Here is a 19,943-nt window from a genome sequence, read left to right as displayed (position 1 = left end):
ATATATATATATTAAAACATCAATATTTAAAAATTGTGTATTAGGTAACAGTTACCTACTACGACAACTCACTAAAACAACAACACTTATGTTTTCAAAAATCAAAATTACTTTAGTAGCCTGTATCCTTTTTGTTGCAGGCGGAATGATGATGAGTAGTGTTAATCAACTACAAGCGTCATCAACTTGTCCAAACGGATGTGTCAGAGGTTACACTGGTTGCTATTGCCATTCATTTTATTGGTTCTTAAGTGAATATAATTGGGATGACGAAGAAATCCAGTAGTCTATGTTACCATAGACTACTATTTAAACCTATCTTTTTAATAACACTATTAAACTCTCTTCTATGAAATTTTATCTTTATCTATTATTAATCATCTTATCCTGCTCTTCACCAAAAGATCCAACGAAAAAGTTTGATATAAATAGTGTGGAAACTATCTCTATCAAAGAAAAAATTATAGATTTTAATACCATAGAGATCACAACTGCCCCAATTCTCACGTTAATTGGTGATTACTTTTTTGTTACAGATTTAGCTACATCAACGGGAAAAGGAATCCAAATCTATAATAAAAATACCTTAAATTATATCACAAAAACTTGCGAATTAGGAGAAGGTCCAGGTGAAATAATAAGAATAGGAGAAATTGCGAAAAGCCACAACAATAAAGAATTTTGGATGCCTGATTTTGCAAAGTTGCAATTATTTAAATTTGAAATTGACTCGTTAATTGCTGATAATGAATATAAACCAAGTTTTTCCATTCCAATAACCAATGATTTTTTCCTGACTCGTTTCAATGTAATTTCAGATAGTCTGGCAGTAGGCTCAGGAGTAGAAGTTCTAAGTAGTGGCACTTTCAGAGTAGCGTTGGGAAAATGGGATTTAAAAAGAAATAAAACTGAAAAATTTGGTTATGAACATCCAGAATTAGATGGTAAGAGGACTAATGCCTTCTTTACATATTCTCAACATCAATCACTAATGGCTCTATCATACATCAATTATGATATCCTAAGTATTTTTAACCAAGACGGGGCTTTACAGTTCAACATCATTGGGAAACATGAAATGAGTGAAGAAAATAAAAATTTGCATTTCTTTGGTCCCATAAATATTACAGAGAATTATATTATCGTTTCATACTCAGGAAAGCCAGCCTTTAAAAGAGATAAAAACAAGAGACCAAAAAGTATTGAGCCAAGTAAGCTACTATTCTTTAATCTTAATGGCAAACTAGAAAAAGTTGTAGAGACTGAATATGGGATTATCTCCTTCGTGGTGGATGAAGATAATAAGCGAATTATTTGCAGTTTCAGCGATCGTGAAAACCAAATCGGATATTTTAATTATGATTAAATTTATAATTCAGGTATTTATATTCCCCATAGTAATTTCGTTATCTTGTTTTGCTTGTGACAGTAAGAAAGATATTACTTCCTTAGCCGAATCTGAACAATCTAAGGTACATTTTAATCCCGAATTAAAATATTTGGCTAAAGGTAAATTGTATGCTAGTGATTCGGTTTTAAACCTAGCTATGCACAAAAAGAAAATCGTCTCAATCGTAGATGGAGTTTGCATGAAATGTGTTATAAATGACCTCAACCAAGCTGACATTTTATTTCGAGAGATCACAAAAGAAAATATACTTGCTCAAACAATTTATGTATTGAATGTTCCAGCAGCAGATTCAATATATTTTTTAAGGCATTTTGAGCCATCTATTGATGTGAAGGGCATAATTCTATGGGATGAAGCTTATACATTCGAAAACACAAATGATTTACTTACTACCGATAGAAATCGTCGCACCTTTCTACTTGATAAAAATAACAACATTAAATTTTTTGGTCATCCTCTTTACAATTCGACAATAATTGAAAAATACAAAAGTGATTTAAGTGAAACTATTTAAAAATTTTGCTAAAGACTACAGAAACAATTTTCTATCTAAAATATACGCTTCCACATCGGTTGGAAGCAAGTATTTTACCGAAAGACCTTTTTTGATGCAATCTCGGATGTAGGTAGCGGATATATCCATTAGAGGCGCTTCCACTAGTTGGATATTAGGATGGTCCCATTGTTTAGTTTCTCCCGGCCTTGGGTACACATACAAGCCATAATGCTCTAGAATCTGCTCATAATTTTTCCACTTATGAAAATGCGTCAGGTTATCTCCCCCTATGATCAAGCGGAATTCGTGCTGCGGATATTTATCAGAAAGATAGGTAAGTGTATCAATCGTATAGCTAGGCTTGGGCATCCGGAACTCCACATCACTTGCCTTAAAAAAGAAATGATCGGCGATGGCGAGCTCTACCATCTTTAGCCGATCATGTTCGTGAAGTAATGTTTTTTGCTTCTTAAAAGGATTTTGAGGACTGACTACAAACCAAACCTCATCCAAATCTGTCCTACTCTTCATGGCATCGGCAATAATGAGATGCCCTATGTGAACAGGATTAAAAGATCCGAAAAATAATCCAATTTTCAAAGCTTTTAGTATTAATCTTTTAGAAAATCTCCTACGAGCTTTTCAGCTTCCTGGAAGGACTTTTCACGATAGTCATTGACAATAACGACATCAAATTTATCTTCAAAAGTCATCTCAAACTTTGCTTTGAACAAACGTCTGGACAAACTTTCTTCTGATTCCGTGCCACGGTCTTTCAAGCGATCTGTCAACACTTCCATAGAAGGCACTTTAACAAAGATAGCCAAGGCCTTATCTCCAAAATACTTTTTTAGATTTAGCCCACCTTTGACATCCACATCAAAAATGACATGTTTGCCACTATCCCATAATCGCTGAATTTCTTCTTTTAATGTTCCATAAAAGTTGCCTTCATAGACTTCCTCCCATTCTATAAACGCATCCTCATCAATCTTTTGCTTGAATTCCTCTGGGGACAAAAAATAATAATCTTTTCCATGTTGCTCTGTTCTCCCCCGTCTATCACGGGTAGAGGCCGAAATAGAAAAACCGATATTTGGAAATTTAGTCAATAAATGCCTGACTATTGTGGTCTTACCAGACCCTGATGGAGCTGAAAAAATAATGGCTTTACCAGAACCCATAGTGCTTATTTTATTTCTTGAATATTTTTGCGAATGTTTTCGAAAAGGTCCGAAGGGGTAATTTGAGAGCAGCACTTTGTCTGTAAAAGCTCTTTTATAGCTTTTTCTAAGTGAAAATGCCTGTAACACGGCTCGCACTTTTCTAACTTTTCCTTCACGATTTTATCGGCCTCAGGGATATTTTCCCCGTCCAGAATACTCTCCAGTAGCTGAAAACATTTACTCTGTTCAGCACACGTGATTTTCTTATCTCCTGCCGATGATGAATTTGACTCCATTGTAAACTATATAATCTTATACTCTTAATCCAACTGATATCCCGTTCTTATTCAGGAGCAATTATTCCTCCTCATCCGTATTGTACCCCATGGTCTGTGCATAGGAACGTAATTTCTCCTTTAATAAGTTCCTCGCTCTGTGCAATCTTGATCTTACCGTACCGATTGGGATGTCCAAAATCTTTGCCATTTCCTCGTAAGTAAAGCCTTCAAGGTCACATAGAATGATAACGGTACGGAAATCCACCGCCAAACTATTTAGGGCATTGGAGATTTCATCTCCCAGCATATCCTTCACCATATCAGCTCTTAAATCTGTGGTACTGCTGTAATCCACATCATCAGAGTTGTAATACGTTTCTACCTCCTGATAGTCAACTTTGGCTGGTTGCTTACTTTTTTTGCGGTAATCGTTGATGAAGGAATTCTTCAAAATACGAAACAACCAAGCCTTGGCATTGGTGCCCTGCTCAAAGGAGTTGATAAACCGATACGCTTTGAGATAGGTATCCTGCACCAGATCTTTGGCATCGTCTTCATCAAAAGTCAGTCGAAAAGCAAAATTGTACATGGAGTCTATGTGAGGCATAAACTCCTGGTCGAAAATTCTATTTTTCTCCTGATCCGAATATTTTTTTCTCTGTACTTCAGACATAAAGTTCAAAAGTAATCAATGGGCGAATTTATAGCTACTATTTTTGGAATAAAGTCGAGGCTTTTGGTTTATTTTGAAAATTGTATCCAATTCCCTTGTCAAAAAGGCATGATTTTCTTCAAACTACTTTCATTATTGCCCCTTTCACTGCTTTACATCCTCAGTGATGGAGTATATCTATTAGGATACCATGTTTTGAAATACCGACAAAAAGTCATCCTTACCAATATACAAGAGGCCTTTCCTGAAAAAACAGCTCAAGAGCATCATCGGATAGCCAAGGCATTTTTTAGAAATCTTACCGACTCCTTTGCAGAAATCATTAAAGCCTACTCAATGAGCAAAGAGGAGTTTAATAGAAGAGTTCAAATCATCCACTCAGAAATTGTCACAAGTCATATTGAAAAAGGAGAAGTATTGATTGGCATGACCGGACACTTTTTCAATTGGGAGTGGCATTTGCTGCAAATGATGGCCAACATTGACAATCGGGTAGATGTGGTGTACACCAAAGTCAGCAATGCATTTTTTGAAAAACTCATGATGATCATTCGTACACGCTTTGGAGGGCAGATGGTGGAAAAAGACAGTTTCCAACGGGATTATCTCCGTAAGCGAAACCAACCACGCATGATCGTACTAGCAGCCGACCAACGCCCCGGCAATCGGGATATCCGCTATTGGAGGGAATTTATGGGTAGAGATACAGCGTTTTTCGAAGGAGCTGAAAAACTCGCCAAGCGATTTAATCACCCGGTATTATATGCCCACGTATCCAAACCCAAAAGAGGACATTATGTATTTCGTTATGAATTGATGGACAGTCCTCCTTTTTCTGATAAACTAGAACACAGCATCACGGATCAGTTCATTGAGCTTTTGGAAAATAATATTCGAGAACAACCTGAAATTTACCTGTGGAGTCATAATCGTTGGAAGTGGAAAAAGGCAGAGTAAAAAAAATCCCTAAATTTGAAGCCTGTTGGATAAAAAAGAAGCATGGACTATTTAAAAGGACTGAATCCCCCACAACGAGAAGCTGTAGAACACACCGATGGCCCAGTGATGATTATTGCAGGTGCAGGTTCGGGCAAAACACGAGTACTTACCTATAGAATCGCACACCTCATTCATGCCAAAGGAATAGATGCCTTTAACATCCTGTCGCTTACTTTTACCAACAAGGCAGCTGCCGAGATGAAGCATAGGATTGAGAAACTCATCGGTTTAGAGGCTCGCAATACATGGATGGGAACTTTTCACTCCATCTTCGCCAAAATTCTCCGGGTAGAAGCTGACAAAATCGGCTATCCAAGCAACTTCAGCATTTACGATACAGACGATAGCAAATCACTCATTCGTACCATCGTCAAAGAAATGAAGTTGGACGATAAAGTGTACAAGCCTAACACGGTTCTAGCTCGGATTTCAGGAGCAAAAAACCGGTTAGTTTCTTGGGAAACTTATCTCAACGACCCCTACATTAAAGCCGATGATGATGCAGCCATGAAGCCCCGAATGGGAGAAATCTACAGAACCTATCAAAAAAGGCTTTTCAAATCAGGGGCGATGGACTTTGATGACCTACTATTCAATACCAATGTTCTCTTCAGAGACCATTTGGATGTGCTCAATAAATACCAGCAGCGGTTTAAATATGTGATGGTAGATGAGTTTCAGGACACCAACGTCTCCCAGTACCTGATCACCAAAAAACTGGCGGCCGTTCATCAAAACATCTGTGTTGTGGGTGATGATGCTCAAAGTATCTATGCTTTCCGTGGAGCAGATATCCAAAACATCCTGAATTTTGAACGGGATTACCCGGATTTATTTGTGGTCAAACTGGAGCAAAACTACCGCTCTACAAAAAATATTGTACATGCTGCCAACAGCATCATCGCCAAAAATAAAGCCCAACTTAAAAAAACTGTCTGGACCCAAAATCAAGAAGGTGACCAAATCGAGTTGATGAAAGCGAGTTCGGACAACGAAGAAGGCAGAATGGTAGCTACAACTATTTTTGAAGAAAAAAATAACAAAAAGCTACACAACAGTGATTTTGCAGTACTCTACCGCACCAACTCCCAGTCACGGGCGATAGAGGAAGCCTTGAGAAAAATGAACATCACCTACAAAATCGTCGGTGGTCTTTCTTTCTATCAGCGCAAAGAAATCAAAGATTTGATGGCTTACCTGCGGTTTGTTGTCAACCATGACGATGAGGAAGCTTTCAAACGGGTCATCAATTATCCCAAAAGAGGCATAGGTGATACAACAGTAGAAAAAATTCTTGTGGCCGCTTACGAACATGATATTCCCTTGTGGGAGGTCGTGACCAATGCCAATTCATTTTTAAGTGGAAGGGCTGCTAACTCTGTGGACGACTTTGCCACCATGGTCAAAAGTTTCCGAATAGAAATGGAGCGAAAAGATGCCTATGAGGTAGCATCCAGCGTTGCCAAACAATCTGGTTTATTGAGAGATCTGTACGAGGACAAAACCATCGAAGGGCTTAATCGCTATGAAAACGTACAGGAATTACTAAACGCCATCAAAGAATATGTGGATAATCCTGAGAATGAAGAGAAAAATCTCGGAGCCTTCTTACAGGAAATTGCGCTTTTAACGGATAATGACCGAGATAAGGATGAAACAGATGCTGTTACCTTAATGACCATCCACTCTTCTAAAGGACTGGAGTTCAAGCAGGTCTTTGTGGTGGGAATGGAGGAAGATCTTTTCCCTTCCCAAATGATGATGCAGAGCAGGGAAGATTTGGAAGAAGAACGAAGGCTGTTTTATGTAGCCACCACCCGTGCAATGGATCGATTGTATTTAACCTATGCATTGACCCGTTACAGGTTTGGTCGACTTCTGAATTGTGAGCCCAGTAGATTCTTGGAAGAAATAGACTCAGGCTGTATACGAGTCAACAAACGGTTTACAGCATCTCCAGCAGGCTCTCTCCGTACAGAATCTGTTGAGCCACGCTCAGGATTTATCGGAATCAAGAAAAATCCATCTGTAAGACCAATGACCACTGCAAAGGTCCATACCCCTAGTCCAGACTTCAAGCCATCCAACACCAACAACTTGCAGGAAGGCATGAAAGTGGAGCATCCGAAGTTTGGATTTGGCCTAGTGCAAAAGATTGAAATAGAAGGAATCAACAAGAAAGCCACGATTGTATTTGATAATTTTGGAGAAAAGGTATTATTACTTAGCTTTGCAAAGCTCCGAATCGTATAATTATAGTTGATTGGTAAGATTTTTACCCCTCACCAATCCAATCCAAGGGCATACATGGAAAATAAAGAAAGCAATAATTACTCCGTTACCTTGAAGGAATACGGCAAAAACATTCAGCGATTGGCTATTCATATCGCAGGTATTGAGGATAGGGAAAAGAGAACAGCCAGTACTTACACCCTCGTTGAAATCGTCAAACAATTAAACCCACACATGCGTGGAGAGTCTGACCAAAAAATTTGGGATGATATCCACATTATGTCGGGCTTCACATTAGATGTTGACGGACCATTCCCCAAGCCGGAAGAAGACTTGCTTACCCGTAAACCAAAATCTGTTGGTTATCCTAAAGGTGAAGTAAAGTTTAAGCATTACGGCCGAAACATCGAGAAGCTGATCGAGAAAGCCATTGAAATCGAAAATAGCGAAGAACAAGAATCAGCTATTATCTATATCGGACAGTTGATGCGTTCTTTTCACTCCACTTGGAACAGAGACAATTTTGATGATGCCATCATTTTGGATGATATCAAAACCTTATCCAAGGGCAAGCTTCACATTGACTTGGAAAAAGTAAAAGAAATGGGGCTGTTCGAGACCAATACCCGTCGAGATTTCAAATTACCTTCCGACATGGAAAAAGAGAAATCCAATGGAGATCGTAGAAAGAATTTTGGAAAAGACAGAAGAAGAAACGGCGGTCACTCAAAAAAACGCAGGTAAATGTCATCATTTAAAGTAAAAGGAGGCGTACGTCTCAAAGGGGAAATCATTCCTCAAGGAGCCAAAAATGAAGCGCTCCAAATATTGTGTGCAGTATTACTTACACCTGAAAAAGTTACCATCCATAAAATACCCAATATTAGAGATGTCAATAAGTTAATTGAACTCTTGGCTGATATGGGTGTAAAAGTGGAACAAATCGGTCCTGAATCGTACACTTTCCAAGCTGATAATGTCAATACCAGCTATTTGGACACAGATGATTTTCTAACGAAAGCTTCTGCATTGAGAGGTTCTGTGATGATCTTAGGTCCATTATTAGCCCGCTTTGGCCACGGAAGATTATCCAAGCCAGGCGGTGATAAAATTGGAAGAAGAAGGATGGACACCCACTTTTATGGTTTTCAAAAATTGGGTGCAGAATTCCACTACGACAGCAAAAAAGAGATTTATTACATCGACGGAAAAAATCTGAAAGGAGCATACATGCTCTTGGATGAGGCTTCTGTAACAGGTACCGCTAATATCGTCATGGCCGCTGTAATGGCGGAAGGCAAGACCACTATTTACAACGCCGCATGCGAACCTTACTTGCAGCAATTATGCGATATGCTTAACCGCATGGGTGCAAAAATCACCGGTATTGGTTCAAATCTCCTACATATCGAAGGTGTCAAAGAATTAAAAGGTACAGAGCACACCATGCTTCCGGATATGATCGAAATTGGATCATTCATCGGGATGGCGGCTATGACCCAATCTGAGATTACAATCAAAGATGCCCAGATTCATCGCTTAGGAATCATTCCAGATACATTTAAGCGCATGGGTATCAAAATGGAATTTAGAGGAGATGATATTTTTATCCCAGCTCAGAAACACTATGAAATTGAAACTTTCATCGATGGATCCATATTGACTGTTGCTGATGCAATTTGGCCTGGTTTTACACCCGACCTTTTGAGTATTGTTTTGGTAACAGCTACACAGGCAAAAGGTACTGTACTCGTACATCAAAAAATGTTTGAAAGCCGCTTGTTCTTTGTAGATAAACTGATAGATATGGGAGCGCAGATCATCCTTTGTGATCCTCACCGTGCTACAGTAATCGGATTGGATAGAAAGTATCCGCTGAGAGGTATCCGCATGACCTCCCCAGACATCCGAGCAGGGGTTTCCCTCTTAATAGCAGCCATGTCTGCTGAAGGCACCTCCATTATCGACAACATCGAACAAATCGACCGAGGCTACCAGTACATAGACCAACGTCTCAACGCCCTCGGAGCAGATATCCAACGAGTTTAACAAAGAAGCCCTTTTCATTTTTGGAAAGGGCTTCTGCAATTTAAACGTTTAAGTTGCAAAAGAAACATCGAATTACTTTTACTTCTACCTATTTTTAGTCTACCATCAAATGATTTTTAATATGTGGAACTATATGACTAAAAAGGAAATTGACCAATTATCTTATGAAATCGTTGGTGCGATCATCGAGGTTCACAAAATCGTTGGCCCAGGCATGCTCGAAAAATTCTATCAACGGTGTTTAGCTAGGGAATTTAAACTCCGTGGTATTTCCTACGAAAACGAACTTATCATCCCCTACGACTACAAAGGAGAGTCTATTCATTTGAATCTCATCTGCGATTTCTTTGTGGAAAATTCCATCGTTGTGGAATTAAAGGCAGTGCAAGAAATGCATCCTATTTTCAATGCTCAAATCATCAGCTATATGAAGGTACTAAATGCCCCAAAAGGAATACTAGTAAACTTCAACGTTGAAAACATCTTTAAGCAAGGTCAAAAAACATTCGTTAATAAAATCTATGATCGTCTTCCTGATTATTGAGATGAACCACATAGGGCACACAGGTAACATATTCTTTGTTTTAGGGAGTATTATGAATCAAACATTTTAGTGAAAACCTATTCATTTTTATTCCTTAATTTTTGTTTACTACATTAATCTATGTGGTAACAACCTTATGTTCCCTATGTACCTATGTGTTTCTAAATTAAAACCCTTTCTATGTGGTTTGATTCTTTTTTTCAGAATGATAATAATGTATATTTTGGAAGAGAAGAAATAACTAACGTGTACATGAATCCAATTGCTAAACCTAGCCCTCATTTTGCAGCCCCTTGGAAGTTGAAAGGTGAAGGGTTTATTCTGGTGTATCGATTCACCAAAAACTTCGTGTATGAATCAGGTTTTCTTAGAGAAGATCAACTAGGCAACTTCAAAGGTGGATTCGGATATGTAATGTTGGTCAATTATGAAGAATCTCCCGTTGGGCCATATAGAGAGTTGCTTTTTATTCCAGGCAAATTTGGCCCCGAAAACAAACAATGCATCACCAAAATCTATGTTGATAGCGATTCCAGCACAGAAAACGGGAAATACAATTGGGGAATCCCTAAGGAAACTGTTCCATTTATTTGGAATAACGAAGGAGCTGTAACCACCATTGGCGTAGGAAGCGAAGAAAGCCCCATTTGGTTTAGTAAAATCAAGACTGGTTCTTTTCCTCTACCTGTCTCTACCAAAATTTTACCCATTAATTTACTCCAACGCTTGAATGAACAAAAATACCTCACCAAACCAGAGGGCAAAGGTTGGGGAAAGTTCGCTAAACTTGAAAAGATCCATGTCGACCCACTTGGATTCCCTGACATCAGTCAACAAAAACCATTGATGTGTGTGCATGTGAGTCCTTTTTGGATGTCTTTTCCAATTCCAACGCTTGTATGAAGCTCATTAATAAAAAAATCTTGATTACAGGTGCTGCTTCAGGCATAGGAAAGGCTTTGGTGAAATCCCTTTATAAAGAAAACCAAATCCTGGCAGTAGATAAAGACGAAATCGCACTCCAATGTTTAAAAGAAGCATGTAGCTCGATTATGATTGCACCCATCAATTTATTGGATGAGGAGGCAGTTTTCAACTCCTTGCATCTTGCGGAGCAAAAATTAGGAGGTATTGACTTGTGCTTTGCTAACGCGGGACTTGGGTATTACCATCAGTGGCAACAGATTCAGCCAGCGCAAGCCAAGGAAATTTTTACGCTCAATGTGCTAGTCCCAATGATGTATGCCCATCTATTAAAAAATAAATTCCCTCATGATACCCCAAAGTTAATCATTACCGCTTCTGCCATTGCTTTTTGGGCGATCCCAGGATACAGTTACTACAGTGCGAGCAAAGCTGCTATCAGGCAGTTTACAAAAGGCATTTGGTCGGAGCGAGATGGTGATTGGTTGACCTTAGTACATCCCGTGGCTACCAAAACATCTTTTTTTGAAAAGGCCGGAAAAGACGTACCTATGGCCTGGCCTGTTCAAACAGCTGACGAGGTTGTCCAAGCAATCATAAAAGGACTTGGGGCAGGAAAAAGAGAGATATTCCCTTCCAAGTTGTTTTGGTTTTCATTACAACTCAACAAACTATTCCCTTTCATTAAAACCATCTACCAAAGCATAGAACGCTCAAAATTGAAAACGTACCTACAAAAATCCTCACCTCCTCCCCAAACCAATTAAAAACACCAATACCCCTTAATAACAAAAGGCTTGGAAGCCTGTTTCAAGCTAAGTAAATTCCTGCAAAATACTTCTTATGAGAAACTTACTACTTTTACTCACGCTTATAGTTATCGTAAGCTGCCAGGCTCCAAAAGAAGAGCTTTCGCTTCCTATGAAAGTGGCTAAGGCCTATGGAATTGATAACTTTGACAAGGTATCTTCCATTGGCTACACTTGGAATGTACAAGTTGGAGATGAGGTACGTACACGTCGTTGGGAGTGGAATGTAGATGGGCGAATGGTAACGTACACCACAGCTGACACAAGCTATACCTATAGTTTGGACCTGCCAAAAGAAGAACTTCCACCTGCTGATGCTGGATTTATCAATGATAAATATTGGTTACTCTATCCTTTCCAGTTGGCTTGGGATACCGGCTACACCTACGAAGTTGAGGAACATGTAAATGCACCAATCTCAGGAAGATCAAGCACTAAACTGACAATAGTCTACAACAACGAAGATGGGTATACTCCCGGAGATGCCTATGATTTATACTTAAATGATCAATACATGATCAAAGAGTGGACCTTTCGAAAAGGTAATGGAAGTGAAGGAAGATCATTCACTTGGGAAATGGAGAAGGAATCTGATGGCATCCTCATGGCAACTGAACACCGCAATGCTGAAGGACAACTTTTTATTTGGTTTTCGGAAATTGAGGTTTTTTAAGAAGGAAAAACACGCTAATAATTTTTCTCTTAGAATTTTATCCCTATTTACGTAAATTTAATTCCAATTGAGCTCTTACCAAAACAGGGAACCCAATTCCTAGAAAATCCCCGCTATCCTCTTCATCTATTAATAACGTTAACTGATTAGTAGTCAACCTACTTACTTGAAGTTCATCTACATTACCTTCTGATAAGAGGCGCAATAATGTATTCCCATTAATCAATTCATAAGTACCAGATTCCTCTATCACGCCATTCACTCGAATCTCATAAGTGCCATCAGACCGGAAATTTAAAGTTGTGTTTTCAAAATTTGCTGTCGCCGATATTATCTCCTTAATTTCAGCTTCTGCTTCCAAAGCCTCTTGTTGGGATGCTCCCAAAAATTGTAGAAATTGCACCAAAGGCTGACCATTTACAGTAACACTTTTCAGTTCAAAATCGTCAAAACTCCAAGTTCCCACAATTGGCGAAACCTCAGGTTCATCATCATTATTGCAGGAAGAGAGGAACAACAAGCAAACCAATAATAATGAATAGTATTTCAATAAATTTTTCATAATTTTATGAACATATAGAAGCTCTAAAGATAGCTAATCAACAAGACAGCGCAAACTTTTTAAGTCATATTACTTTTATTTGAACAGTATAATTCTTCTGGACAAGTATATCAACTTGAACTGTATGTACTGTAAATATTTACTTCAAAAATCAATTAAACAAAAAAAAAGCATCTCTGCTTGGCTTTGTAGTAGCGGGAACAGACCGAACTGTGTCCGTCGCGGCGGATAGGAGCCCGACGAGATTAGCGGAAACAAAAAAACCGGTCAATTGTGACCGGTCTTCGTAGTAGCGGGAACAGGGCTAAATACCCCCTTTTTTAAACTAATAGCATTTTATTTAAATACATTGTTTTTCAGTATTTTACATTTTTACCTAATTAAATAAGGATAAAAGAAATAAGATTAAATTAAGGAAAAGTGTCCCCTAAAGTGTCCCCTGCTTTTTCTTTTTCGTATATTTAAGCATCCAATCAAAAGACAGTCATCATGGCAAAGTTTAACTATTACCTAAAAGAAAAGTCCAAAGACGGGGACACCCCGATTTTATTATTTATCAGTTATCATGGGAACCGCTTTAAATACTCCACATCAAAAAGCATCCATCCCAAGTACTGGAATGAAGACACCCAACTTTCAAGACAAGTCAAGGAATTCCCACAGGCCAAGACATTAAATGACAGATTGAAGTTTATCAGGTCGGAAGCAGAAAGGATTTTATCAGAACTCGAAAATGAATTAGGACATCCACCCGCACCCGATTTGCTAAAATCAAAACTGGATGAAGTCCTGAAAGATATCCCTGTCCAAAGTCCGGACGATGAAAACAGACTGCCATCATTCATGGAACTGTTTGAAAGATTTATCAGGGAATCAGAAGACGGGACACGCCTGACAAGTTCGGGGAAACGATTTGATAAGCGATCAATTCAAAAATATCAGACCACAAAAAAACTACTAATGGACTTTTCCAAGACTTATCACTTGGATTTTGAAACCATCAACCAAAACTTTTATACAAAGTTTGTGGCCTATCTGAATAAAGAAAAATCTAAAACTGTCAATGGGGAAAAAGTAGTCATCAAGCCAAGTTTTACACTCAATACAGTAGGTAAGTATATTCAAGTACTTAAGACGTTTTTACTGTATGCCACCGAAAATGGATATAACACAAATATGTTTTTCCAATCAAAACAGTTTAAGTCTCACAAAGTGGCAGGCTTTTCCATTTATCTGAATGAAAATGAAGTGCAAAAAATCTTTGAACTGGATCTAAGTAAGGAACCACACTTGGAACGTGTCAGGGACTTGTTTGTAGTGGGATGTTGGACAGGTTTAAGATTTTCAGACTTCACCACCATCAGGCCTGAAAATATCAAGGACAGGTTTTTTGAAATCAAGACATTCAAGACAGGGGAAAAAGTAGTCATCCCCATCCATCCGATGGTAAAAGCGATCATGGCAAAATATGAGGGGAAACATTCAAACAGTCTGCCCCCTGCCATATCAAACCAAAAGATGAATTCCTATCTAAAAGAAATAGCACAGCGGGTGGATATCCTGAGAACCCAAGTAGAAGTGGAGCGCATCAAAGGAGGCCTAAAAACCTCCACCAAAATGCAGAAATATGAATTGGTTACAACACACACCGCCCGCCGTTCCTTTGCGACAAACGTTTATAAAAGTGGTTTTCCTGCCATCAGTTTGATGAAAATCACAGGACACCGGACAGAGAAATCTTTTTTACTCTACATTAAAGTCACTCCGGAAGAAAACGCAAAACAGCTACTGGATCACTGGAATAAGTCATTTTTAAAAGTAAGTTGATATGGAAAACTCAAGGATCAAAAAAGAACTGGGGGATGATTTTAATGACAAAATAACACCTGAATTGAGAAAAGCCGTATCTGATTTTACAAAGGCATTCAGTCAATTTGAAAGTAATAATGAGGCTATTTTCAAAAAAACCTTAAAAACAGTCAAACATATCTTAAAACAAAAGTCATTAATTCTACCAAGGGACTGGAAAGAAGTATTTTGGGAATGGTATTTAGACAAAGAACATACAGAGGAAGAACGACTAGAGTTAGATTTTAAAACAATTCCTGAATTAATAAAAGACCCAAAAATCATTCTCAAGTGGGCAAAGGAATACAGTGAAAAAATTGATAAAGAACTGTTTACAACACCCGAAAAAGTGGAGGCATTAAAGAACCTGCCACACGCACTTTGCATACTGGATGATTTAGGCATACTGGATCTTATTGAGGAAAAGTTTACTAACAAAAATTATTCAGGCAGAGCAAGGGAAACAGACAAGGCCAAACTTATTGCTACCATCCTAAATATTGATGAAGTGGAAAATATCAGGTCTTCATTAAGAAAAAAAGAATACCTGTCAAAAACAGCAAAAAAGAACACCAAGAAAATATTAAATAACTTGGGACTGACTTCATCATTTGATGATGATTAATCTTTTTTAACAAGTTGGGGAATCCCCGAAAATTCCCCGCTTTTCTACTTTTTAAAATTGTGCCATCACTAAAAAACAATAGTTATGGACAATTTGATTTTAACCACCTACACCCCTGAGGAACTTACAGGGATTATCCACACTGCCATCAAAGAAGCAGTCAAGGACATCATGCCTGTTAACACCTCCACCCCAAGTGAAAAACTACTGACAAGAAAAGAATGTGCAGACAAGTTGAAAATATCACTTGTCACGCTTAATGATTGGACTAAGCGGGGACTTATTCAGTCTTATCTTATCGGGGGACGTGTCCTGTATAAAGACAGCGAAATAGAAGCATCACTTTACAAAACGCAAACTACAAAGTATTAATCTGATGGAGCTAAAAAAGAAAATGGCACCAATCGGAAAGAATCCCATTGATGCCACCACCGCTTATGGTATCCAATCAAAAGCAGTATTCAAATATACGGATATTTTAGGCCTGACAGACAAGACTGGATATCTAAATTCAACTTTTACAGGGGTGGAGGCCTGCCAAGGATGAAAGCATGCAGGTTTAAAATTGAGAAAGTGTCCCCATCCGGTGAAATAGTTTCATTTGATGTAATTGGACTGTCCGAACCTGAAAATCAAGCCTTATTTGTCATCAAACATGATGGCATCTTGATTGGACGAATGGAATGTGAAGTTGGAAACTTGATGGCAAGAAGTGCAATAGACTTCATTATTGACGGATACCTTGACAGCGATGAATTTCAGAAAAGCAGAAAGGAGGCAGGACGATGGAATTGAATGAAAGAAAAGTCAGTCTGCCTGCCATGGATCTGAATGAAGTTGCTAAGTCAATGAATGAGGCTATAAAGGAGCCATCAGGAACGCCCGAACCGCCAAAACCGATAAATAACAAAGTTAAGGTAAAAGACTGGCTTAGAATGGCTAAAATCGACCCAAAGGAAAAAATAGAAGACTCCATCACTTGTTTGTCATTGGTTGGGGATACGCATGATGGGATAATTTCAACACTGGGAAATTTTTCCTTGATAATCGGGAAAGCTAAGTCAAAGAAGACATTTAGCCTGTCTTTGTTTTTGTCTGCATTAGTGGCAAATAAAACCCTATCAGGAAAATTTAAAGGATACCTGCCTAATGATAAAACAAAGGTGGTTTTCTTTGATACAGAACAGTCAAGAAAGCACGTACAAAGTTTTTATCACAGAGTTTGCAGGCTATCAAGCATAGAAGAGCCTGTCAATTTTGAAACTTTCTGCTTAAGAAGGCATACACCACAGGAACGTCTTGAAATCATTGATTTTTACATCAATTCAGAACCTGATTTGGGTTTTGTTGCGATTGACGGAATCAGGGATTTAGTCACATCCATCAACGATGAAGAAGAAGCCACAAAGATTGCATCACACCTACTGAGATGGACAGAAGAAAGAAATATTCACATCATCACAGTCCTGCATCAGAATAAAGGGGATGAAAACGCAAGGGGACATTTGGGGACTGAGTTAGTCAATAAGGCAGAAACAGTTTTATCCGTATCACTCGACCGCCAAGACAGAAAAATTTCCATAGTGGAACCTGAATTTTGCAGGGACAGGGAGCCTGATGTTTTCGCTTTTACTGTCAATGAAAATGGACTGCCTGAATTAGTTGGGGACTGGAAAAAACCTGACATCAAAAGCAAAAAGACGATGGCACCAAATGAAATATCAGAAGACGATCACAAAAAAATCCTTAAGCAAATATTTGATGATCTTGGGGATGAAGTCAAGGGAAGCGAAGTATTAGACAGGATCAAGACACTGTTTGAAATCGGGGACACAAGGGCAAAGGAATTCAGGACATACTATCTGTCCCAAAAATGGATAATCAGGAACGGACGCCTAAACAGCCCGAAAACAGTCTATACTTTGAATTCCTAAATAACTCTACTTAGTTGGTTAGATACGTGCATAGGGTTTTATCTAACTAACTAAGTTCAAAACTCTACTTGGTTGCTCGGTTAAGTTACTCGGTTAACCAACTTAAACAAGTTCAAAACATGAAATCAATCCTTGATATAGAAGTAAGTTGCTTTAAAGATTATGAAGAAACAGCACACCCCAAGACAGTAAATTTACTGAGTTGGTTAACCTCCACCAAGTACAAAGATAAAGTGGATCTTATCCGGACATTAGACGATAAGAAAGAACGGGATGCAATAAAATCCACACTGCCTGCCATCACTCCAAGTGCAATTTTGAAAAACAGGAAAAGGGGGATACCATTAATGGAAAAATTGGTGAAGCATTCAGGATTTATTCAAATTGATATCGACAAGTCTAAAAACAATCTTGGGATATCAAACTGGGATGATTTGAAAGCAGAACTTTGTAAACTGCCAAACATAGCATACTTTGGACTGTCTGCATCAGGACGGGGATTTTGGGGACTTATCCCCATACCACCCGAACCCGAAAACCATAAACGATATTTTGACAGCCTTGAAAAAATCTTTCTCGGATGGGGGATTGAATTGGACGGACAGCCAAAAAACATAGCATCCTTAAGGGGTTATTCATACGATTTAGAGCCTTATTTTAATCATCAGGCCGTTCAATTTACAAAGATGATACAAACGTACCCCGTCCCCCAAGTCACACCTCCACCGCTTAAAACGCCCGTATCTGATGGATACTTTGCATGGTTAGAAAACTGGATCTTAAAAAGGATATCAGAAGCAGTGGAGGGGAAACGGCACGCAAAAAGACTTGAATATTCACGTTTAGCAGGGGGATTGATTGCAGGGGGATACCTGCCACACACCATGGAGGAAACCATCATCAGTGCATACTTATCACAGTATGGGGGACATGATGCCAAGGACGTCCAAGACAGGGAAATCAGGACGATCAGGGAAGGAATTGCAGACGGATTGAAAGCACCTATCCACCCCGACTTAAAATGTTTGTTTGTCCCATTTACAGACATTCAGGACTATTCAGACAAAGCATTTAAGATATGGCAGGGGGACGATCATTTTTATATCCCCAAGTCCACAGTCTTTGAAATACTGGATTTTGGCTTTTATGTATCTGAAAACTTTCTGATGATGGCAGAATCAAAACCGCCTGCCTATCAGGAAAACGCATGGAAGAAATTCAGAATTGACACTGTTTGTGTTTATCAGGTACCACAAAAAAAAACTTTAATCACTGAAAACGATGACACCCAAGCAGACATTGACAGACTTGAATCAGAAATTAAATCTGTATCTTATAAGATTAGAAAAACTATCCAAGAAATTAGAAAAAGAAATAAGGAGAACCAACGCCTTAGAAACGAGATTGCAGATTGTGAAATTTCAGAAAAGGCAATTTTGGCAAATAAGGAATTACTTAAAAGATACAGGCTGGAATCCTCACTTATTCAATGATGAGAAGCTTTAAAAAAATCCGTAAATTACGGTATAAATACGGGTGACATGGGAAAGTTTGAAAAAGGGAATGCAGGACGTCCGAAAGGAGCCAAGAACAAAGTCAATACTCAAATGAGGGATTTAATACAGCAGTTATTTGATGCAAACTTTGATACCATCCAAGAAGACTTGGAATCATTGGAACCTAAGGACAGACTTAAATTTATGACTGATTTACTGCCATATCTACTGCCAAAGCTACAATCCACCACATACAGCCAAAGGATTGACTTGGACAGCATGAGTGAAGATGATTTGGATTTATTGATAAATAAAATCGTCAATCAATGAGAGTAGAAGACAAAAGAAAGATTTTAGAAGCCTATTTGGATAAGACCATAGACAAAGAAGAAATGAAGTTTCTTTTAGATAATGGCCTACATATCCCAATTATCGAATGGATACCAGCTGAAAATAAAGCTAAAGAGGAAGCGAGTCAAAAGAGAAGGGAATTATTATCAAGGGTTTTTGGAATGACATTCCCAAAGATTGAATGGATTTGAACTTAGTTAGTTGGTTAAAACCCTATACGCATATCTAACTAACTAAGTCAAGTCTGCAAAATTTTGATAGTATCCGGATTGACATTTTCATTTAAGAAGCATTTTGTTAAATCGTCTTTGGTTAACTTTCTGTTTAGCCGTTTTTCAAAACAGTCCATACAAAGATGATTTTTTCCAACTCCAAACTTTTCCCAAAGTTCGTTTAATACCATAAAGCCTTTTTTGGCAGGCATACTGATTTTACAATCATTGCAGAATATTTTTGCCATGGATGAAATTGAATTTTTGGAGTCCATAAAAAAAGAGTTTTTCGACATTAAAAAAAAGGATCATTAGGATAAAAATATAGGGCAATTTTCGGCAAAGTATCCCCTAAAGTGTCCCCCAAAAATAAAAAACCCCAAATACAGCTTGTATAAGGGGTTTATAGTAGCGGGAACAGGACTCGAACCTGTGACCTTCGGGTTATGAGCCCGACGAGCTACCAACTGCTCCATCCCGCGATATTTCTTAAATTTGCCTTTTTCTAAATTATGTCAGCCATTTGCTGAATTCGTGGTACAAAAGTAGAGAGTTTAATGATAAAATGCAAATGAATAGGTAATATAATTTTGCACAGCAAACCAATGATTTCTTTTACCTCCTGAAAATTAGCAACTTATTAACGGAAAGTTTTTTCAAT

Annotated in this window: 25 protein-coding genes and 1 tRNA gene; 20 read left to right on the top strand and 6 right to left on the bottom strand. The window is 38.3% G+C overall.

Features of this window, described 5'->3' with window-relative positions; translation table 11 throughout:
* The 3 genes from IE080_RS19530 to IE080_RS14405 form a co-directional block, all read left to right on the top strand.
* Nucleotides 1–286 (top strand): hypothetical protein (locus IE080_RS19530; protein ID WP_229800659.1); only part of this gene is annotated, 286 nt, incomplete at its 5' end.
* 63 nt (nucleotides 287–349) lie between these two features.
* Nucleotides 350–1,366, top strand: coding sequence for a TolB-like 6-bladed beta-propeller domain-containing protein (locus tag IE080_RS14410; protein WP_189584005.1), 1,017 nt, complete (start codon nucleotides 350–352; stop codon nucleotides 1,364–1,366).
* A complete protein-coding gene (locus IE080_RS14405) occupies nucleotides 1,359–1,925 on the top strand; it encodes a hypothetical protein (RefSeq protein WP_189584002.1) in 567 nt (188 codons plus the stop codon). Before IE080_RS14410 ends, IE080_RS14405 begins: the two co-directional genes overlap by 8 nt.
* Before the next feature lie 15 nt (nucleotides 1,926–1,940).
* Here IE080_RS14405 and nadD read toward each other — a convergent pair whose 3' ends face one another.
* The 3 genes from nadD to IE080_RS14390 form a co-directional block, all read right to left on the bottom strand.
* Entirely contained in the window at nucleotides 1,941–2,507 is a 567-nt protein-coding gene (gene nadD, locus IE080_RS14400) for a nicotinate (nicotinamide) nucleotide adenylyltransferase (protein WP_189583999.1), read from the bottom strand.
* 11 nt (nucleotides 2,508–2,518) lie between these two features.
* Nucleotides 2,519–3,091: a guanylate kinase gene (gmk, locus tag IE080_RS14395; RefSeq protein WP_189583996.1), complete on the bottom strand. Its 573-nt coding sequence runs from the start codon at nucleotides 3,089–3,091 to the stop codon at nucleotides 2,519–2,521.
* A 339-nt stretch (nucleotides 3,092–3,430) separates the two neighbouring features.
* Nucleotides 3,431–4,024 carry a sigma-70 family RNA polymerase sigma factor gene (locus IE080_RS14390; RefSeq protein WP_189583993.1) on the bottom strand — a complete coding sequence of 198 codons (594 nt, stop codon included), beginning with the start codon at nucleotides 4,022–4,024 and terminating at the stop codon, nucleotides 3,431–3,433.
* A gap of 18 nt (nucleotides 4,025–4,042) precedes the next feature.
* Here IE080_RS14390 and IE080_RS14385 point away from each other — a divergent pair, with 18 nt between their 5' ends.
* The 8 genes from IE080_RS14385 (at nucleotide 4,043) to IE080_RS14350 (ending at nucleotide 12,254) form a co-directional block, all read left to right on the top strand.
* Nucleotides 4,043–4,981 (top strand): lysophospholipid acyltransferase family protein, encoded by a 939-nt coding sequence (locus tag IE080_RS14385; protein WP_308428174.1) that lies wholly within the window; start codon nucleotides 4,043–4,045, stop codon nucleotides 4,979–4,981.
* A gap of 42 nt (nucleotides 4,982–5,023) precedes the next feature.
* On the top strand, nucleotides 5,024–7,276 hold the full coding sequence (locus IE080_RS14380) for an ATP-dependent helicase (RefSeq protein ID WP_189583987.1): 2,253 nt from the start codon (nucleotides 5,024–5,026) through the stop codon (nucleotides 7,274–7,276).
* 54 nt (nucleotides 7,277–7,330) lie between these two features.
* Nucleotides 7,331–7,999 (top strand): DUF4290 domain-containing protein, encoded by a 669-nt coding sequence (locus IE080_RS14375; protein ID WP_189583984.1) that lies wholly within the window; start codon nucleotides 7,331–7,333, stop codon nucleotides 7,997–7,999.
* Nucleotides 8,000–9,304, top strand: a complete 1,305-nt coding sequence (murA, locus tag IE080_RS14370; protein ID WP_189583981.1) for a UDP-N-acetylglucosamine 1-carboxyvinyltransferase — start codon at nucleotides 8,000–8,002, stop codon at nucleotides 9,302–9,304.
* Nucleotides 9,305–9,437: 133 nt separating this feature from the next.
* Nucleotides 9,438–9,848: a GxxExxY protein gene (locus IE080_RS14365; RefSeq protein WP_189583978.1), complete on the top strand. Its 411-nt coding sequence runs from the start codon at nucleotides 9,438–9,440 to the stop codon at nucleotides 9,846–9,848.
* A 180-nt stretch (nucleotides 9,849–10,028) separates the two neighbouring features.
* Nucleotides 10,029–10,751, top strand: coding sequence for an acetoacetate decarboxylase family protein (locus IE080_RS14360; RefSeq protein WP_229800655.1), 723 nt, complete (start codon nucleotides 10,029–10,031; stop codon nucleotides 10,749–10,751).
* Entirely contained in the window at nucleotides 10,748–11,539 is a 792-nt protein-coding gene (locus IE080_RS14355) for an SDR family NAD(P)-dependent oxidoreductase (RefSeq protein ID WP_189583975.1), read from the top strand. Before IE080_RS14360 ends, IE080_RS14355 begins: the two co-directional genes overlap by 4 nt.
* Nucleotides 11,540–11,615: 76 nt before the next feature.
* A complete protein-coding gene (locus IE080_RS14350) occupies nucleotides 11,616–12,254 on the top strand; it encodes a hypothetical protein (protein ID WP_189583972.1) in 639 nt (212 codons plus the stop codon).
* 43 nt (nucleotides 12,255–12,297) lie between these two features.
* Here the strand turns inward: IE080_RS14350 and IE080_RS14345 are convergent, their stop codons facing one another.
* Nucleotides 12,298–12,816, bottom strand: coding sequence for a lipocalin family protein (locus tag IE080_RS14345; protein WP_189583968.1), 519 nt, complete (start codon nucleotides 12,814–12,816; stop codon nucleotides 12,298–12,300).
* Nucleotides 12,817–13,305: 489 nt separating this feature from the next.
* Here IE080_RS14345 and IE080_RS14340 point away from each other — a divergent pair, with 489 nt between their 5' ends.
* The 9 genes from IE080_RS14340 (at nucleotide 13,306) to IE080_RS14300 (ending at nucleotide 19,261) form a co-directional block, all read left to right on the top strand.
* Entirely contained in the window at nucleotides 13,306–14,643 is a 1,338-nt protein-coding gene (locus tag IE080_RS14340) for a site-specific integrase (RefSeq protein WP_189583965.1), read from the top strand.
* Nucleotide 14,644: 1 nt separating this feature from the next.
* Nucleotides 14,645–15,289, top strand: a complete 645-nt coding sequence (locus tag IE080_RS14335) for a hypothetical protein (RefSeq protein ID WP_189583963.1) — start codon at nucleotides 14,645–14,647, stop codon at nucleotides 15,287–15,289.
* A gap of 84 nt (nucleotides 15,290–15,373) precedes the next feature.
* Nucleotides 15,374–15,661, top strand: a complete 288-nt coding sequence (locus IE080_RS14330; protein WP_229800653.1) for a helix-turn-helix transcriptional regulator — start codon at nucleotides 15,374–15,376, stop codon at nucleotides 15,659–15,661.
* A 4-nt stretch (nucleotides 15,662–15,665) separates the two neighbouring features.
* On the top strand, nucleotides 15,666–15,836 hold the full coding sequence (locus IE080_RS14325; protein WP_189583961.1) for a hypothetical protein: 171 nt from the start codon (nucleotides 15,666–15,668) through the stop codon (nucleotides 15,834–15,836).
* Between the two features lie 26 nt (nucleotides 15,837–15,862).
* Nucleotides 15,863–16,084 (top strand): hypothetical protein, encoded by a 222-nt coding sequence (locus tag IE080_RS14320; RefSeq protein WP_189583959.1) that lies wholly within the window; start codon nucleotides 15,863–15,865, stop codon nucleotides 16,082–16,084.
* The gene (locus tag IE080_RS14315; RefSeq protein WP_189583957.1) at nucleotides 16,075–17,223 is read left to right on the top strand and encodes an AAA family ATPase; all 1,149 of its coding nucleotides are present in this window, start codon (nucleotides 16,075–16,077) and stop codon (nucleotides 17,221–17,223) included. The genes IE080_RS14320 and IE080_RS14315 overlap by 10 nt, the downstream gene beginning before the upstream one ends.
* Nucleotides 17,224–17,342: 119 nt before the next feature.
* Entirely contained in the window at nucleotides 17,343–18,716 is a 1,374-nt protein-coding gene (locus IE080_RS14310; RefSeq protein ID WP_189583955.1) for a BT4734/BF3469 family protein, read from the top strand.
* 48 nt (nucleotides 18,717–18,764) lie between these two features.
* A complete protein-coding gene (locus IE080_RS14305) occupies nucleotides 18,765–19,049 on the top strand; it encodes a hypothetical protein (RefSeq protein ID WP_189583953.1) in 285 nt (94 codons plus the stop codon).
* Nucleotides 19,046–19,261, top strand: a complete 216-nt coding sequence (locus tag IE080_RS14300; RefSeq protein ID WP_189583950.1) for a hypothetical protein — start codon at nucleotides 19,046–19,048, stop codon at nucleotides 19,259–19,261. The genes IE080_RS14305 and IE080_RS14300 overlap by 4 nt, the downstream gene beginning before the upstream one ends.
* A gap of 47 nt (nucleotides 19,262–19,308) precedes the next feature.
* Here IE080_RS14300 and IE080_RS14295 read toward each other — a convergent pair whose 3' ends face one another.
* Nucleotides 19,309–19,530 carry a hypothetical protein gene (locus IE080_RS14295; protein WP_189583947.1) on the bottom strand — a complete coding sequence of 74 codons (222 nt, stop codon included), beginning with the start codon at nucleotides 19,528–19,530 and terminating at the stop codon, nucleotides 19,309–19,311.
* Between the two features lie 161 nt (nucleotides 19,531–19,691).
* Nucleotides 19,692–19,764, bottom strand: a tRNA-Met gene (locus IE080_RS14290).
* Nucleotides 19,765–19,943 lie beyond the last annotated feature (179 nt).

This window comes from Mongoliitalea lutea (assembly GCF_014652135.1).
GTDB lineage: Bacteria > Bacteroidota > Bacteroidia > Cytophagales > Cyclobacteriaceae > Mongoliitalea > Mongoliitalea lutea.
The sequence above is the reverse complement of the archived record's forward strand: the minus strand, read 5'-3'. Positions and strand labels throughout refer to the sequence as shown.